15 protein-coding genes are annotated in these 16,813 nt (G+C 70.6%); 6 read left to right on the top strand and 9 right to left on the bottom strand.

Annotation, left to right across the window (positions count from 1 at the left end; genetic code table 11):
* Positions 1-15: 15 nt before the first annotated feature.
* Positions 16-1,539: a molybdopterin-dependent oxidoreductase gene (locus AABM41_04660; GenBank protein ID MEK6191602.1), complete on the bottom strand. Its 1,524-nt coding sequence runs from the start codon at positions 1,537-1,539 to the stop codon at positions 16-18.
* A 52-nt stretch (positions 1,540-1,591) separates the two neighbouring features.
* Between AABM41_04660 and AABM41_04655 the strand changes: the two genes are divergently transcribed.
* Positions 1,592-2,119, top strand: a complete 528-nt coding sequence (locus AABM41_04655) for an alpha/beta family hydrolase (GenBank protein ID MEK6191601.1) — start codon at positions 1,592-1,594, stop codon at positions 2,117-2,119.
* Between the two features lie 18 nt (positions 2,120-2,137).
* Here the strand turns inward: AABM41_04655 and AABM41_04650 are convergent, their stop codons facing one another.
* Together AABM41_04650 and AABM41_04645 are read right to left on the bottom strand one after the other, a co-directional pair.
* A complete protein-coding gene (locus AABM41_04650) occupies positions 2,138-2,560 on the bottom strand; it encodes an ASCH domain-containing protein (protein ID MEK6191600.1) in 423 nt (140 codons plus the stop codon).
* 11 nt (positions 2,561-2,571) lie between these two features.
* The gene (locus tag AABM41_04645; GenBank protein ID MEK6191599.1) at positions 2,572-3,225 is read right to left on the bottom strand and encodes a CADD family putative folate metabolism protein; all 654 of its coding nucleotides are present in this window, start codon (positions 3,223-3,225) and stop codon (positions 2,572-2,574) included.
* Between the two features lie 91 nt (positions 3,226-3,316).
* On the opposite strand from AABM41_04645, the gene AABM41_04640 reads away from it, so the two are divergent.
* Together AABM41_04640 and AABM41_04635 are read left to right on the top strand one after the other, a co-directional pair.
* Positions 3,317-3,898 (top strand): class I SAM-dependent methyltransferase, encoded by a 582-nt coding sequence (locus AABM41_04640; GenBank protein ID MEK6191598.1) that lies wholly within the window; start codon positions 3,317-3,319, stop codon positions 3,896-3,898.
* Between the two features lie 16 nt (positions 3,899-3,914).
* Positions 3,915-7,397, top strand: coding sequence for a TM0106 family RecB-like putative nuclease (locus AABM41_04635; protein ID MEK6191597.1), 3,483 nt, complete (start codon positions 3,915-3,917; stop codon positions 7,395-7,397).
* Between the two features lie 22 nt (positions 7,398-7,419).
* Here the strand turns inward: AABM41_04635 and AABM41_04630 are convergent, their stop codons facing one another.
* Both AABM41_04630 and AABM41_04625 read right to left on the bottom strand, forming a co-directional pair.
* A complete protein-coding gene (locus AABM41_04630; GenBank protein MEK6191596.1) occupies positions 7,420-7,992 on the bottom strand; it encodes a septum formation family protein in 573 nt (190 codons plus the stop codon).
* 284 nt (positions 7,993-8,276) lie between these two features.
* Positions 8,277-8,846: a protein-tyrosine-phosphatase gene (locus AABM41_04625; protein MEK6191595.1), complete on the bottom strand. Its 570-nt coding sequence runs from the start codon at positions 8,844-8,846 to the stop codon at positions 8,277-8,279.
* A 40-nt stretch (positions 8,847-8,886) separates the two neighbouring features.
* Between AABM41_04625 and AABM41_04620 the strand changes: the two genes are divergently transcribed.
* A complete protein-coding gene (locus AABM41_04620) occupies positions 8,887-9,465 on the top strand; it encodes a hypothetical protein (GenBank protein ID MEK6191594.1) in 579 nt (192 codons plus the stop codon).
* A 163-nt stretch (positions 9,466-9,628) separates the two neighbouring features.
* On the opposite strand, the gene AABM41_04615 is transcribed toward AABM41_04620, so the two are convergent.
* The 3 genes from AABM41_04615 to AABM41_04605 all read right to left on the bottom strand — a co-directional run bounded on the left by AABM41_04615 (position 9,629) and on the right by AABM41_04605 (position 14,560).
* Positions 9,629-10,933 carry a helix-turn-helix transcriptional regulator gene (locus AABM41_04615; GenBank protein ID MEK6191593.1) on the bottom strand — a complete coding sequence of 435 codons (1,305 nt, stop codon included), beginning with the start codon at positions 10,931-10,933 and terminating at the stop codon, positions 9,629-9,631.
* Positions 10,934-11,246: 313 nt separating this feature from the next.
* Positions 11,247-13,898 carry a DNA ligase D gene (gene ligD / locus AABM41_04610; GenBank protein ID MEK6191592.1) on the bottom strand — a complete coding sequence of 884 codons (2,652 nt, stop codon included), beginning with the start codon at positions 13,896-13,898 and terminating at the stop codon, positions 11,247-11,249.
* Between the two features lie 2 nt (positions 13,899-13,900).
* The gene (locus AABM41_04605) at positions 13,901-14,560 is read right to left on the bottom strand and encodes an HAD family hydrolase (protein ID MEK6191591.1); all 660 of its coding nucleotides are present in this window, start codon (positions 14,558-14,560) and stop codon (positions 13,901-13,903) included.
* Between the two features lie 20 nt (positions 14,561-14,580).
* On the opposite strand from AABM41_04605, the gene AABM41_04600 reads away from it, so the two are divergent.
* Both AABM41_04600 and pdxH read left to right on the top strand, forming a co-directional pair.
* Positions 14,581-15,783, top strand: a complete 1,203-nt coding sequence (locus AABM41_04600; GenBank protein MEK6191590.1) for an aminotransferase class V-fold PLP-dependent enzyme — start codon at positions 14,581-14,583, stop codon at positions 15,781-15,783.
* Positions 15,784-15,786: 3 nt separating this feature from the next.
* Positions 15,787-16,392: a pyridoxamine 5'-phosphate oxidase gene (pdxH, locus tag AABM41_04595; GenBank protein ID MEK6191589.1), complete on the top strand. Its 606-nt coding sequence runs from the start codon at positions 15,787-15,789 to the stop codon at positions 16,390-16,392.
* Here the strand turns inward: pdxH and AABM41_04590 are convergent.
* Positions 16,389-16,808: a cyclic nucleotide-binding domain-containing protein gene (locus AABM41_04590; GenBank protein MEK6191588.1), complete on the bottom strand. Its 420-nt coding sequence runs from the start codon at positions 16,806-16,808 to the stop codon at positions 16,389-16,391. The two genes, pdxH and AABM41_04590, sit on opposite strands and share 4 nt — an antisense overlap.
* Positions 16,809-16,813: the final 5 nt, after the last annotated feature.

The raw sequence follows: 16,813 nt of genomic DNA, 5'->3' as shown, positions 1-16,813 counted from the left end.
GCGGCCGATTGTGACCTACCCGACGCTCACCTGGATGGTGTGGTAGCCGCGTGCCCCATCGGGCGCGGGCTCGGTAACCCGCGACTCCTGGACATCGCCCGTGGCGTCGGTGGCGCGGACTCGAATCTGATGGCTGCCTGGGTTGGCGTGCCAGGGGTAGTGCCATTGGACCCAGGTGGCATCGCTGATGGCAACCGACAGCTCGGCCGGGTTCCACGCCCCGTCGTCGACCTGGACCTCGACCCGGGTCACGCCCCGATCCGGCGCCCAGGCCACGCCGGCGACGGCGACGTGTCCCGCGCCCAGCGACGAGCCGGGACGCGGCAGGTCGATGCGCGACTGGGTCAGGATCGGCCCCTCCTTGGCCCACCCCAGCGGGACCCAATACGCGTCGAACGCGTCCCACGTGGTCAGCTCGATCTCGGTCAGCCACTTGGTGGCGCTCACGTAGCCGAACAGGCCGGGGACGATGAGGCGGGCCGGGAACCCGTGCTCCGCGGGCAGCGCCTCCCCGTTCATGGCCACCGCGATCAGGGCCTCGCGTTCATCGGTCATCACCCACTCGGTCGGGAATCCCGCGGTCCAGCCATCGAATGAGCGGCCCACGACCTGGGTCGCCCCGGGCTGGACGCCAGCGGTGTCCAGCACCTCGCGCAGGCGGGCACCAGTCCACAGGGCGTTGCCTACCAGCTGGCCTCCGACCTCGTTCGAAACGCACGCGATGGTCACGTACTGCTCGTACAGCGGAAGGGCCAGGAGGTCGTCGTAGGTGAAGGTCAGCGAGCGGTCCACCATGCCGGTGACGGTGAGGCGCCAGGTCGCGGCGTCGATCCGCGGGGTGAGCAGGGCAGTGTCGATGCGGTAGAAATCGGGGTTCGGCGTGACGATGGGCGTCAGGCCCGAGATGCCCAGGTCGGTCCCCGCTCCCAGCTCCGGAAGCGGGTTGACGGGCTCGGGAACCGGGGTGATGCCAACCGGCGTCGCGACGCGCGTCTGTTCGCCGATCCAACGACCCAGCACGCCGCCGGCAACCGCCACGCCGGCCACCCCCAGCGAGGTACCGATGAAGCGGCGTCGCGACCAATCGGGCATCTCCGCCACCAACGGGGTGGCTGTTCCCAGCAGCCAGCGCAGGACCCCGACCCCGGCACCCACGGTAATGACGGCCGATGCGAGCGCCAGGATCGGCTGCACCAGCGAGTCGAACAACACCGAGACGGCCAGGGCGGCCAGCCCGGCCCCGACGAAACCCAGGGCGGCCATGCTGAAGCGGGTGCGCGCCACGATCCCCAGCACCGCGGCGCCGATGATCGCGACCGCCACGATCAGCAGGTTGAAGACGAGCTTGTCAGCCTCCCCGAACAGGTCCACCACGAACTGCTTGGCGCCCGGCGGCTGGAGGGAGATGACCAACGCGCCGACTTCGACCACGAACGAGGGCGCGCCGGGCAGCAGGCCGGCGATGAGCTCATTGACGCCGATAGCCGCCGTCCCGGCGGCCGCCCCGGCCAGTGCAGCGCTCGGGCGCGAGGTCATCATCGGCCCGCCTGTCACCCGATCAGAGTACCGCCATGTCGCCCACAATGCCCCGATGCGCCCATCAGCGCTCCACGTCTTCCTGGGCCACGGTGCGTCAGGCTCCGCGGCCTCGATGCGGCCGTGGACCGATGGCTTGCGCGATCGCGGTTTCGAGGCGACGCCGGTCCAGCTCCCTCGCTCGACGGCGGAACGGGCCATTCCCGCGTATCGCACGGCCGTGGAGCCCGGGCCGGCGACGGTCATCGGCGGCCACTCGTTCGGCGGCCGGGTGGCGAGCCTGATCGCCGCCGACCAGGCCCCGGCGGGCCTCGTCCTCCTGTCGTATCCGCTCCATCGGCCCGGCCACCCCGAGACGGTGGACGCCCGGATCGCGCACTGGCCCCGGATCGTGTGCCCGGTCCTGCTTCTGAGCGGCGAGTCGGACCCGTTCGCCAGGATCGCACTCCTGCGCGAGGTCGTGCCGCGCCTGCCGCACGCTCAGCTGGTGACCTACCCGCGCCTGGGCCACGGGCTCAACGCGGTGCGCGAGGACGCGCTGGACCGGATCGCGTCCTGGTTGCAGGAGCTGCCCACGGGCTGAATGAGAATTGGCCAAATCTCAAGGCGCGGCGAGCCGCTCGACAACGCGGAACCGCTCGCACACCACGAGCGTGTCGTCAGTCAGCCGCCATTCCGGATCGGACAGACCGATCCGGATCTCATCCAGGTAGCTCCCGAAGAACCGCTCGTGGGCGTCTCGCCACGCCGCAACGGTCTCGAATCCCTCTCCTTCGTCTTTGGCGAATGGGAGGTCGACGTCCGACATCCGGCGCACCGTGACCTCGGTCAGCTCGATGACCGCCACCGCCCGGTCGTCAACGTCGACCACGACCTGCCGCTCCCCGGGCGTGGCGAGTGCCTCGCCCTCGCGTTCGAGATCCACCAGCAGGCCGGCCGTGGCCGTCTTCTCCCCTCGCAGGATCGCATCGACCAATTCCCGTCGCAGCGCCGTGCCCGGAAAGCCGAACTCGGCCTTCCGCATGAGATCTCGGGTCAGACGTTCACCGCGTCCAGGAAGCCCCACCACGCATCGAGGGCCCGGGACGTGGCCGCCAGCGCGGCATCGGATTCGGGTTCGGTTTCGGTCGTGCGGCGGATCGCGTCGCGCTCGGCCCCGGAATGCACGAGGTCGAGGGTCGAATGGACCGTGAAGAAGGCCAGCGTCCGATCGTCGTCAATGCCGTACCGCTCACGAAGGCCGTTGATCTTCTCGGCCGCCACCTCGGGGACCTGGGCCTCGTAGGCGTACAGGGCCGCGATGCCGGCGGCCGGCGAGCCATCAGTGGCCAGGCCCCAGTAGGTCTCCATCAGTGCCCGGGTCCCGGCGTTGGCCTCGGCGCCGCGCACCTCGTCGCGCTCGACGCCCATGCCCTCGGCAAAGCGCAGCCACAGCTCGGCGTGATTGACCTCGCCGTGCTCCTCGTCCCATAGGTTGTCGAGGATCGACTGCCGCACCACGGGGTCTTCAGTCCGGCTGTGGATGGCTGACAGCAGGCGCGGGAAGGCGGATTCGAACGCGTAGTACTGGCGCGTGTACTCCTGGATGGCCTCGACTGGCAGCGTTCCCTCGCGCCAGCGGGTATAGAACGGATGGGACAGCAGATGACGGTCCTGGATGAGGGCGTCGATGCGTTCGATCAGATCCATGGAGGCACTCCTTTGCGCGACGGTGACGACTAAGAATGGCAGGTCCGCGACGCGTCCGCAGCGGCGGGGTGGCCGGTTCTAGACTGGGCTCATGACCTGGGACGACGCGTATCGGGGGCAACCGCCGTGGGACATCGGCCGCCCGCAGCGGGCGCTCATGGACCTCGACGCGGCCGGGCGCGTGGGCGTCAGCGTCCTGGACGTCGGTTGCGGGACCGGCGAGAACGCGCTCTACCTGGCCGAGCGAGGTCACGAGGTCTGGGGCATCGACGTGTCGAATGTGGCCATCGAGCGCGCGATGGTGAAATCCCACGCCCGGCGCCTGCCGGTCGTGTTCCTGGCCGCGGACGCGCTCGATCCGGGCGCGGTGGGCCGGACGTTCGACACCCTGATCGACTGCGGCTGCTTCCACACCCTGCCCGACGAGGACCGGCCCCGCTATGCAGCCAGCATGCGCGCGCTCAGCGCGCCGGACAGCGGGCTGCACATCATGTGCTTCTCCGAGGCCGAGCCGACCGGGTGGGGTCCGCGGCGCGTGACCCAAGCCGAGCTTCAAGCCACCTTCGCCGACGATTGGCAGACCGATTCCATCGTGGCGGTCCAGTTCGAGACCCGGCTCGGCCAGGGCGGGGCCCAGGCTTGGCTGGCCAGCTTCCGACGTACCGCGAAGTGAGCAGCAGGGTCGCCGCGTGCAGCTGATCGACGGAGCGCCGGTCTACTCGGCCAGCGACCTTGTCGGCTTTCTGGAGTGCGAGCACCTCACCGCCCTGGAACGGGCCGCCCTCGCCGGGCTGGTCGCACGCCCCGTGCTGGACGACCCGGAGCTGGACGTCCTGCGGCGTCGCGGCGAGCTGCACGAACGGCGCTACCTGGACCTCCTCCGGGCCGACGGGCGGAGCGTCGTGGAGATCGCTCGCGACGGGTCCAGCCAGGACCACGGCGCCGAGCTGCGGGCGGCCGCAGAGGAAACGACGACGGCAATGACCGCGGGCGCGGACGTGATCTACCAGGCCACGTTCTTCGACGGCCGCTGGCGAGGCCATGCCGATTTCCTGCTCCGGGTGGAGAGCAGAGGCCGACCCAGCCACTGGGGCGCCTACCACTACGAGGTCGCGGATACCAAGCTGGCCCGCCACGTCAAGGCGGGCGCGGTCCTGCAGATCTGCACCTACATCGACCTGCTGGCCGCCATCCAGGGCGTGGAGCCGGAGTGGCTGCACGTCGTCCTGGGTGGCTCGGCTGGCGGGCAGCGAACCCTGCGGGTGGCTGACTTCATGGCGTACTACCGCGCCGCGCGGCAGCGCTTCGAGGACTCGGTGGGGCCGGCGGCCGCGCCGGCGGCGTATCCGCCGAGCGCCACCTACCCTGATCCGGTCGAGCATTGCGACGTCTGCCGTTGGCGGCTGGACTGCCAGGCTCGGCGCCGGGCGGACGACCATCTCAGCCTGGTGGCCGGGATCAGTGCTCGCCAGCGGCGCAGCCTCCAGGGCCGCGGAGTCGACACCCTGGAAGCGCTGGGTACGCTCCCGGTCCCCGTCAGCCCGCACCTGGAAGGCACCAGCGCGGCAGCCCTCGAGCGTGTCCGCGAACAAGCCCGCATTCAGCTGGAGGGACGGTTGCAGGGCCGGCTCCAGTACGAGCTGTTCCAGCCGCCCACCGGTGAGCCGATCCCATCCGAGCTCGGCCTGGCGTCGCTTCCCGTGCCGTCACCGGGCGACCTGTTCTTCGACATCGAAGGAGACCCGTACGCGGCCGAAGACGGGCTCGAGTACCTCTTCGGGGTGATGGACCTCGACGGCACTTGGCAGGCGACATGGTCGGCCGACGCGAACGGCGACTTCAGCGCCACCGGCGAGAAGGGCGCCTTCGAATCCGTCATGGACCTGTTTGCGGCCCGGTTGTGGCAATACCCCGATGCCCACATCTACCACTTCGCCCCGTACGAGCCGACCGCGCTGAAGCGGCTCATGGGTCGCCACGCCACCCGGGAGGACGAGGTGGACCGCCTACTCCGCGGCGGTGCCCTGGTCGACCTCCATCGGGTCGTCCGGCAGAGCCTGCGGGCCTCGGTCGAGAGCTATGGCCTGAAGCACCTCGAACCCATCTACGGCTTCACCCGAAGCGTCGACCTGCGAGACGCGGGGTCGAGCATCGTGGCTTTCGAGCAGTGGCTGGAGCTGAACGAAGGTGAGCGCCCGGCGGCCGATCACCTCCAGCGGATCGAGGGCTACAACCGCGACGATGTCGTGAGCACACGCCGCCTGCGAGAGTGGCTGGAGGAACGCCGCCTCGAACTCGAGTCTCTGGCCGGGCATGCGGTCCCCCGTCCCGGTCCCCGCGAGCCGGACCCCGGACAGGAGCTCAGTGCGCGCCAGGAACAGGTCGCCGCCCTGGCCGGCCGGCTGACGGCCGGGGTCCCCGAAATTGGGCGCGACCCGGACCAGCAGGCGCGCTGGCTCCTGGCCCAGCTGCTGTCCTGGCACCGTCGCGAGGACAAGAGCGTGTGGTGGCTCTACTACCACCTCATGGGGATGACCGATGCCGAGCGCATCGAGGCCAGCGAGCCGCTTGCCGGGCTCGAGTACGTCGGCATCGTGGACACGGTCAAGAAGTCGCTGGTGCACCGATATTGGTTCCCGGACCAGGAGTACGACGTGAGGGAGGGCCACGGCGTTGTCGACCCGGCCACGGGGCGTGACGCGGGCAAAGTGGTGGCCATCGATGAGGCCGGGCGCACCATTGACCTCAAGCGGGCCAAGAGTCGATCGGATCCGCATCCCACCGCTCTGGTTCCTTTCGACCGCTACGGCGCCGGCGTGATGGAGAACGCGCTAATGCGGCTCGGGGAATGGGTCGCCGACCACGGCCTGGGTGCCGACGGACCCCATCGGGCTGCCTGCGACCTGCTCCTTCGCCGTCCGCCCCGGGTCGGCCAGCCAACGGGCGGCTCGCTTCGCCAGCCGGGGGAGACAGACCTCAAGGCCGCTCGTCGGTTGGCGCTGGCCGTGGACCGCTCAACCCTCGCAATCCAGGGGCCGCCCGGATCGGGCAAGACGTACAGCGGAGCGCATATGGCGCTCGACCTCGTCCGCCAAGGGCGGCGCGTCGGCATCACCGCCAACAGCCACAGGGTGATCGGGAATTTTCTCGCCCAGCTCACCGAGGCCGCCGACAAAGCCGGGGTCGAGATCGGGATCATCCAGAAGGTGACCGATGACGAGGACGGCTTCGACCATCGGTCGGTGCGCGTCACAACGGACAACGCCGAGGTGCGCACCGCACTCCATGCCCGCACCGCGGCCGTGGCCGCCGGAACGGCGTGGCTGTGGGCCCGCGACGACATGGTTGGAGCCGTCGACGTGCTGTTCGTAGACGAGGCGGGACAGATGTCGCTGGCCAACACGTTGGCGGCCGCGTCCGGCGGGTCGTCCCTGGTCCTGCTGGGCGACCCGCAGCAACTCGATCAGCCGCTTCAGGGCGCGCATCCGCCAGGCGCGGATCGATCGGCATTGGCACACCTCCTCGGCACGTCGGCCACCATGCCCGACGATCTGGGCCTGTTCCTGGAAACGACCTGGCGGCTTCACCCGGACCTGTGCGCGTACACCTCGGAGGTCTTCTACGAAGGGCGGCTCGAGCCCGAGCCACAACTCATCGGTCAAGACCTGCGCGGACCGGATCCCACCTCGGGCACCGGCCCGCGGCTGGTGGCGGTCGTGCACGAGGCGAACGACAACGCCTCGGTGGAGGAAGCACGGGTCGTGGCCGACCTGGCTGAGGCTCTGGTCGACGGGGGCGCAACATGGATCGACCAGCACGGCCACGAGCGGCCGGTGGACTGGTCGCAGATCGTTATCGTGGCCGCCTACAACGCCCAGGTTGGCGCCATCGCGCGTCTCCTGCCCCAGGCGCGGGTGGGCACGGTGGACAAGTTCCAGGGCCAGGAGGCGCCGATCTCGATCTACAGCATGGCCTCGTCATCCGCCGAGGACGCGCCGCGCGGGATGGGCTTCCTGTACAGCGGGCATCGGCTCAACGTGGCAACTTCGCGGGCGCGCTGCGTCGCGGTGCTGGTCGCTTCGCCCAGCCTGCTCCGTGTCCGGGCCCGAACGCCCGATCAGATGCGCCTGGCCAACGCCCTGGCACGCTTCGCGGAGCTGGCTTCGGGCTGAACCTTCCTCTGCCCAGCTGAACTTACTGCGCCGCGCCGTGTGCCGAACCGGTGAGCGCCGATTCCCCATCGGTATGGAGGAAGCACATCAACGTGCGGTCCCCTTGCGCCCAAGAGGAGTCGGTCGGAATCAGGGCGCTGATGTAGTACATCGAGGAGTCGTAGTCGAGGCCAACGTACGCCTCGAACTGGCCGAGACAGTTGTCCCTCTCCCACGCTGTGTAGTCCTCGTCGGCCGCGGAGGGAGACTCGCCGGCAGGGTAGTCCGCGACCGAGAACATCTCGTACACATGCGGCTCCGCGCACGGAAGGGCATGCACCTCCGAGATCTCGGTGACCTGACTGGAATTGAGGCCCGCGTCGAAGCAGTCACCCTCCTGGAGGTCGAAGACGCTCAGGTTCCCGGCGTCAACGATCTCGCCGCTGTCGCCCCGGCGAGCCGCGAACAAGACCGACCCCCCGATGACAACCAGGGCGATGACGCCGTAGATGACGAGTCGCCAGGGAAACTGGCGGCCCTGCCCCCCGGCCGGCTGTGCGGGCGCCCCGCCGGTCCACCCGTCCGCGGCGTCGGGAGACGCGCCTGCGTCGCGCATCTGCCCACAGTTTGCGCACGCCGTGGCGGTCCCATCGTTCGAGGAGAAGCAGCGCCGACAGACCCAGCGTTCCTCCGCTCCCCACCCTGGGCTTGGGACCGGTGGCGGCGCGGGGGAAACGTCAGCGCTGGGCGCGGCAGTAGCGCTGGGCGCGGCAGTAGCGCTGGGCGGGGCCTCGCCGGCGGCGTTTTCGGGAGACCCTCCCCGCGCCAGCCCGCAGTTGGGGCACACGGTGGCGGACTCCTCCGCCGAGGTGAAGCAGCGGGCACAGACCCAGCGATCGGTCATCCGTTCTCCCTATGCGCAGCGTAGGCGGCCACAAAGGCCGCCTGGTGCGGTGTTTCGACCGCGGTAGGGTGTCGAACCTCCCGCAGGTGGGCAATAGCCCGATCGGGGGACAGCCCGGCGGCAGCCAGGGCACAGGCGGCGACCGTCGCCGACCGCCCCACGCCCCCCATGCAGGCCACCACCGCGTCCGACGTCTCCCGGGCCACCGCGATCTCCGCCAGCAGTTCATCCACGCTCGTCAGCGATGGCGGGGCCTCCCCGTCCGGGATCGGCAGGCGACGAACCCTGATCCCGGCCGCGGTGGCCTGCTCAACCAGGCCCGGGTCGCCCCATCGGGCGAGCTCATAGTCGTCCACCAGCAGGGCCAGGAATCCGACGCCCAGCTCGCGCAGGCGCGCGAGATCGGTCCGCGTGTCACGCCGGTAGACGAGCCCCGGGTATCGGACCGATTTGCCCCGCTTGCCCGGCAGGATGGTCAGTCCCAGACGGCCGCGCAGGCCGTCACCCAGCAGCCCGGCGTCCACCCAGTCAACGTGGATGGGCAGGTCCAGGTCGGGATCGGGCACGGCGAGATGCTACCTGTCAGTCCGCGTAGAGTGTCGGCCCATGAGCCGGCGACCGCGCACCCAGGCCGTCCCCCAGACGGTCACTGGCTCGCGGGCTCCACGACCGCCGCGGTCGTCTTCCAGGGAGCCACGCCGATCGTGGACCCGGCATGGCTGGACGGTCGTCACCGGCATCGGCCTGCTGCTGATCCTGATCGGACTGGCGTCGGTGGTGGCCGGGCTCCCATCCGAGCCGACGCCCACGTCGCAATCGGCCCCGCTGCCGATCACCTTCGGCTTCGACCTGGACCCCGACACGTATCTGGTCACCCAGCCGAGCGACCAGTTCAAGCAAGGCGACCCGTTCGCGTACTCCGTCAACCCCCCGACTCACCCGGGCGTGCCCCAGGTGTACGTCGCGGTGATCCAATATCGGGCCGGGCTGGAGGTCGTCCTCCAGCCACCGACCCCGGAACGGCTGCTGCCGGCGCCGGCCAGCTTTGGCTACCAGACGACGACTGCGGACCTCATCGCGCTGTTCGGGTATGGGAGGTTCACGCTGCGGATCTACCTCGACCCGGCCGGCCCGGTGTACGCCCAGGGCCGCTTCGAGGTGGTCGAGCCCGCCGTTCCGCAGTAGCGCCAGCGGCGGTTCGGCGGGCATGAAGAAAGGGACCGGGGAGCTGTGCCCATTCCCCGATCCCTCAATCCCCCCAAATGTCCGAACCGGTCCGCCGAAGGCGGGTGCCCACACCGGTCCGTTGGCGCTCAACCTAACGCCATCGAACCGCTCCTGTCAACTCCTAATTGACTTTCACCGCTTCGGCGGTGAGCTCGTACGCGCCCTGGTAGTCGCCTCCCTCGGCGCGCAGGTCGGCCCACTCCCCCAGCAGGTCGCGGAGTCGCCCCTGACCCGAGCCGGCGCGCGCCAACTCGGCCGCCGCCGCATAGCGCCGCTCGGCCCCTTTTCGGTCGCCGCGGGCGCGCAGGACGCGGGCCGCGGTGATCAGGGACAACGTTTCCACCAGCCGGTTCCCGGTGTCCCGGGCCAGTTGATGAGAACGTGCCGTGAGCGCCAAGGCGCGATCGTGCAACCCCCCGGCCAGCGCGATCTGGGCCTCGGTATCCAGGACGGCTGCCAGGAACCGATCATCTCCAACGGTCTCGAACTGCTCGCGTGCTTCGGCGGCCAGCTCGCTCGCTCGCTCCAGGTTGCCCAGGGCCAGGTAGGCCATGGCCAGGTCGTTCTCGATGGTGGCCGATTCGAACGGGGCGCCAGCCGCTCGGTACAGGGCCAGGCCCTGCTGCCCGACTCGAATGGCGGCCTCGATGTCCCCGGTCTCCCGATAGCTGATGGCGAGGTTGAACAGGAAGTTCGCCCGGCGACGATCGTCGAGATCGTCGGCCATACCGCGTGCTTCCTCCAGGTAGGCGAGCGAGCGGTCGTGCTCACCCACGCGTGACTCCACGGCAGCCAGCGCGGTCAGCAGGCGCATCTCGAAATCGGGCTCCACCTGCAGCCCGGAGCGGACCTGGGCCAGCAGGCCCTGGAGCTGGCTGCGCGCATCGGCCTCGTTGTCGGTCAGGTAGGTGCCGTAGGCCAGCCAATAGCGCGACAGGGCGGCATCCACGGTGCGGCCCAGGCTGGCGAAGACGCGCGTCGACTCGGACGCTGCGGCGATCGCCTCCCGCCCGCGATCCTGGCGCGCCTCAGCTTCCGCCAACCCACGCAATGCTTCCGCGCGAGCGACATCGCCGAGGCCGGTCTCCATGAGTGACCGGTAGCCCTCGGCCGCACCGGCCCAGTCGCCGGCCGCCAGACGCATGTCGACCTCGAGCCGGCTCCAGGTCGGGTGGGCCTCGCCCAGGAAATGGCTGGCCGGCAACCCGAGCTGCGCGGCGATGTAATTGAGGGCCACCATCGAGGGCCGCGTGATCCCGGTCTCCAGGGCGCTGATGTACGCCTTCGTGTAGCGCTCGCCGGAGAGCTGGCTCTGGGTCAGGCCGGCGCGTCGTCGGGCAACCCGAATCCGCTCACCAACACGCCGCGCCAATTCCAGCGCGGCGTCGTGTTCCGTCGAATCCACCGAGATCCGGGTTCGCGGCATCGGCGGCAGTCTACACCGGCCTGGCAACTTGTAGTTGACCGACGTGTCGAGCCAATCGCCCTCGCCGAAGGTACTCCTGCCCGGATGGGCTTCCGGTACCCACGGGTCATTGTGGCGGCGGACTTCCGGCGCGACTGTCTCCTCGCGCGGTTCTCACTCGATTGGGGTGAGCCGCCCCAGACGGGAGACGCGATATGCGCTCAGCAACAACCGGGGGCGGTTGGCCCCTGTAGACCGATGAGCGCCCGGTAACGGGCGCCAGGTCGAACATCCGGGGAGAGGCGTCACGGCTTTTGGCCGTGGCGCCTTCGCGTTAGGCGAGGGCCGGCAGGTCCTGACCCAGAGTCAACGCCTGGGCGAAGAGGTCCCCCCGTTCGGTCAGCCGTGGGGGCAGGGTGCGCACGGTCCAGCGGTCGGGCGCGAGCTCCGGATCCTCGAGCTCGTCCCATTCGATGGGCGCCGAAACCGGGGCGCCGGGGGCGGGCCGCACGCTGTACGGCGCCACCAGGGTCCGGATCGGGGCATTCTGGGTGTAGTCCAGTCGGGCCCGGCCCCGACGATCGCGCTTGGACCAGGCCCAGCTCACGAGATCGGGCACCGTCTGCCCGATGGCGCGCGACAGCTGCTCCACCCAGTCGCGGGTTTGGTCGAAGGTGTATCGGTCGGCGATTGGGATCCAGACCTGGAGGCCGCGTTTGCCGGTCGTCTTCGGGAGGCCGATGAGGCCCAGGTGCCCCAGAGCCGCGCGGAACAGGCGCGCCAGGACCAGGACCTCGTCCCAGGTCGTGGTATCGCCAGGGTCGATGTCGATGAGCGCGTGCCGGGGCCGATCGGGGGCCTCGATGGTCGCTGTCCACGGGTGCAGCTCCACCGCCGCCTCCTGGGCCAGCCAGGCCAGGGTGGCGACCCGGTCGACGACCACGTACTGCTTGGTCCCTTCGGAGTCGACCAGCTCACGGCGGGTGATCCAGGCCGGGGTGTGCGAGGGCAGGTCCTTCTGCCAGAACCCCGCTCGCGCCACGCCGTCCGGGAATCGCTGCAGGGTGAGCCCATGCCGGCGCAGGTGGGGCACCAGCGCTCCGGCCACCGTCGTGTAGTAGCGCACCAGGTCCCGCTTGGTGACCGGCGCCGGGTCCGGGTCGCGGGCCGGGAAGAGGACCTTCTCCAGGTTCGTGAGCCGCACAGCGTGGCCGCCGATCTCCCAGGTTCCCTCCCCAGGGAGGGCGTCGAGGGCCGCCAGTTCGGCGTCCGTGACGGCCGTTTGAAGCCTGGGAACGCCAGCCGATGCGGGAGCCGCTTCCGCCGCTCGAACCGCCCGTCGGGGCGGGTCCTCGCGGACGGTGGACTCCACCCCCCGATCGGCCGCCACGCCCAGGAAGGTCGGCTGGCGGAGCAGGCCGTCGGGCGTCCATTCGGCGAACTCGACTCGGACCACGATGCGCGGCTCCACCCAGCGGGCGCCGGCGACGGCTGGCGCACCCTCGACCGGCGGGTCCGGACGAGCGAGGTCGGACAGGGCTACCAGGAGCTCGCGGCGGATCCGACCGCCGAGGCCGCTCCCCACCTGGCCGGCGTGCACCAAGCCTCCTGCGCTTTGAACGGCGACAATCAGCGAACCCAGATCGGTGGCACTCCCCTTCCGCGGCAGCCAGCCGACCACCACCACGTCCTGCTCCGCCCGGACCTTGACCTTCACCCAGTCCGGCGAGCGTTCGCCGGGGCGGTACCGGCTCATCCGTTTCTTGGCCACCACCCCCTCCAGTCCGCCGGCCAGCGCGGCGTCCAGGAAGGCTGACCCCTCGCCGGCCAGGTGCGGGGCGTAGTTTACGAGCGAGTGAGGCCGGAGGAGCCGGCGCAGGAGCCGCTTACGTGACTCGAGTGGCACGTCCAGCAGGGATCGGCCGTCGAGGTGCAGCAGGTCGAAGACCTGGTAGACGATGGGGGCCGCCTGGGTCCGGCGCGGCGCCGCGCCCGGTTTCGTTTCGCGCGGACGACGGCGCCCGGTGCGGGCCTCGAGACCGATCAGGCCGGTCCGCTCCTGGAGGGCCGAGAAGCTTGGACGCCCGCCCTCGTCGAGGGCCACCACCTCGCCGTCGACGACCGCCTCGCCGGCGTCGATCCAGGTCGGCGGGGCCGCCAGCTCCGGGAAGTAGCCGGCCGCATCGGCGCGGTTGCGGGTCCATAGGCGGACTTTCCCGTCCCGCACCACGGCCTGGACCCGGTAGCCGTCCCACTTGACCTCGTGGAGCCAGCTTGGATCCTCGAACGGGTGCTCCCCGGCGGTGGCCAGCATGGGTGGCACGAACTCGGGCAGCGGCGCCTTGCGCGCGGCGGACAGGTCGATGGGCGGTTCGGGCGACGGCGCCGGCGCCTCGAATCGGGGCGGCAGGCCCGCGGACAGCTCGTCGTTGGTGCGCCCGGACTTCACGCTGCGCGGGAGCGACTCCGCGTCGTAGCCCGGCTCGGCCTGCTGATCAGACTTGTGAATGAGCAGCCACGGGTCGCCGCCCTCCGCACGCCCCTGGTCGTCGGTTCGCCCCGCCGTCCGGACCAGGGTGAACCGTCCTCGCAGCCGCTCCCCGTGGAGCCGGAACTTCAGCTCGCCGGCGGCCACGGCGGCCGCCGGCGCATCGGTCTCCTCCGGTTCGTAGGTGCCCCAATCCCAGACGATCATGTCGCCTGCCCCGTACTGGCCCTTGGGGATGACGGCCTCGAACTCGAGGTACTCGATGGGGTGGTCCTCGGTCCGCATGGCCAGCCGCCGCTGATCCGGGTCCAGGGTCGGGCCCCGCGGGACCGCCCAACTGGCGAGCACGCCGTCAACTTCGAGGCGGAGGTCGTAGTGAAGTCGGGTTGCTCGATGGCGCTGGACGACGAAGCGCCCGCTCGTGTCGGCCAGGGCGTCGCCCGCCGGTTCAGGGGTTTCCTTGAAGTCTCGCTTGGACCGATAGGCGTCAAGGGGCATGGCTACAGGGCACTCACCAAGCGGTCCAGGCGGTCCACGACCGCCAGCGCGCCGTCGGCGCGGAGCTCCTCCGCGGTCGCGGACCCGGTTGTCACGCCGACGGGCAGCATCTGCGCGGCGATGGCCGCCTGCACATCCCAGCGCGAGTCGCCCACGCACCAGCAGCCGTCGGGCGCCGTCCCGAGCGCGGCGGCCGCTGCCAACAGGAGGTCGGGCTCCGGCTTCGCGCGGCTCACCGCCTGGCCGTCGACGATGACCGGCGGCCGGGCCAGGCCCAGGGCCGCCACCGATACCCCCACCTGGGCCAGTCGCGAAGACGTTGCGATGGCCCACTTGACCCCGGCCAGGTTCAGCGCCGCGAGGAATTCCGCGACACCCGGCAGCGGCCGGGGCGCCGTGTTCAGCTCCCCGTAGATCTCGCCCGCGCGCCGGTCGATGGCCTCCGCGTCGGCCGGGGACAGTGCGCGGAAGGCGCCGGTAGCAACCTGCTCGGCGAGCCACTTCCCGTCGGAGCCGATGAGCGAGGCGACGTGGCCGCGGTCGGCGGGCAGGCCAAATTCCTCGAACGTCCGGAGCCACGCCGCGATCCGGGTCGGCACGGTGTCGACCAGCGTGCCGTCCAGGTCGCAGACCACGGCCGCCGGCCGAGACAGGCCCATCATCGGTCTACGATAGCCGTCGCATGGCGTCCGAGTTCCGACACCTGTGGTCGCTCGATCCGGATGTCGCCTTTCTCAATCACGGGTCGTTCGGTGCCACGCCCATTCTCGTGCTCGACGCCCAGACCGCGATCCAGCGGCGCATGGAGGCCGAGCCGGTGGCCTTCTTCTCACGCGACCTCGAGGGGCTCCTGGACGATGCGCGGGTCTACCTGGGCGCATTCCTGGGCGCGGATCCGGACGACCTGGCCTTCGTCGACAACGCGACCACCGGCGTGAACGCGGTGCTGCGTTGGCTGCCCATCGCAGCGGGCGACGAGCTGTTGACCACCGACCACGAGTACAACGCGTGCCGCAACGCGATGGACGCGGTGACCGCGCCGCTCGGGGCGCGCGTGGTGACGGTGGCCATCCCATTTCCGATTCCCGGATCCGCGGACGTCGTGGAGCGGGTTCTGGCCGCCGTGACGCCCCGCACCCGGCTGGCGGTGCTGGATCACGTCACCTCGGCCACGGCGGTCGTGCTGCCCATCGAGGAGCTCGTCGCCGAGCTGGCCGCGCGGGGAGTGGACACGCTCATCGATGGCGCGCACGCCCCGGGCATGCTGGACGTGGACCTCGACGACCTGGGTGCGGCGTATTACGCGGGCAACCTCCACAAATGGACCTGTGCGCCGAAGGGCGCGGCCTTCCTCCACGTGCGGCGGGACCGCCAGGCCGGGTTCCATCCGCTGGTCGTCAGCCACGGTGCGAACTCGGACCGGACCGACCGTTCGCGGTTCCGGCTGGAGGCGGACTGGACCGGCACCCGCGACCCGAGCGCCTGGCTGGCGGTGCCCACCGCCCTGGATCTCATCGGCGGGCTGCTTGGCGGCGGTTGGCCCGCGGTCCGGCTCCGGAATCGGGATCTGGCACGCCGTGCGCGCGACCTGCTGTGCGTCGCCCTGGCCATCCCATCCCCCGCCCCCGACGCGATGCTCGGGTGCATGGCCTCGGTCCCGCTGCCGGAGGAGCAAGCGGGTGGCCGTGTGCAGGGCGTCGACCTGTACGGCGACCCACTGCACGATGCCCTCCTGGCGCGCGGCTTTCAGGTCCTGGTCACACCCTGGCCCCAGCGCCCCGATGGCGGCCCCTGGCGACGCCTGATCCGGGTCAGTGCCGCGCTCCACAACGATCTCGACCAGTTCGAGCGGCTGGCCGCGGCCCTGCCCGAAGTCCTCGCCTGACCGATGCCCATCGACGTCGAAGGCCTCGACCCAGATCCGCTGGTCGAGCTCGCCGTCTGGGTGGCGCAGGCCGAGGCCGCCGGGCATCGGCTCCCGAATGCATTCGCCCTCGCCACGGCGGACGGCGCCGGCCGCCCCAGCGTCCGGCTGGTTCTGCTGCGCGGCATCGAGCCCGATGGCCTGCGCTTCTACACAAATCGCGACAGCGCCAAGGGCCGCGACCTGGCGGTCAACCCCCGGTCGGCAGCCGCGTTTTGGTGGGAGCAGACCAACCGTCAGGTGCGGGTCAGCGGTCGGGTGGTGGCGCTCGACGACGCAGAGGTGGCAAGTTACTGGGCATCACGGCCACGCGGCCACCAGATTGCGGCATGGGCCTCGAAGCAGAGCCAGCCGATCGATGATCGCGCCGGCCTCGACGCCCAGGTGGAAGCGATGACCGCCCGCTTCGGCCCGGACGGGCCCATACCCTTGCCATCCTTCTGGGGCGGGTACCGGCTGGAGCCTGAGCTGGTGGAGTTCTGGGAGAGCCGGCCGGACCGGCTGCATGATCGGATCGAATACCGGCGCGATCCCGAGCGGGGCTGGGTGCGAAGGCAGCTCCAGCCCTAGCGCAGGTGGCGCTCGCGACGATGGAGGCGGGCGATGAGCGCGTTCATGAGTGGGATCGCCATCTCCGGGAACTCCTTGAGCAGGGCCGTGAACTCCCAGGCCACGAACAGGATGCATTCGGTGGGCTCATCGGCCACGACCGTGGCGCTGCGCGGGTGCTCCTCGATGAGCGCCAGCTCGCCAAAGAAGTCGCCCGGCCCCGCATGGGCGACCGGGGAACCCTCGCCCTCGGCGAGCTCGAAGTGGACCTTTCCGCTCAGGATGATGTACAGCGCCGAAGCGGGCGCACCCTCGCGGACGATGGCCTCGCCGGCGGCGTAGGTGCGGTGCTTCCCCTGCTCGGCCAGGCGCCGGATCGTCTTGCGGTCCAGGCTCGACAGCAGCGGGGTCGCGGCGAGGGCTGACTCGACATCCACGCCGC

This window comes from Chloroflexota bacterium, assembly GCA_038040195.1.
In the GTDB taxonomy this organism is placed as follows: domain Bacteria; phylum Chloroflexota; class Limnocylindria; order QHBO01; family QHBO01; genus DASTEQ01.
This window is presented reverse-complemented; position numbering and strand designations above follow the sequence as displayed.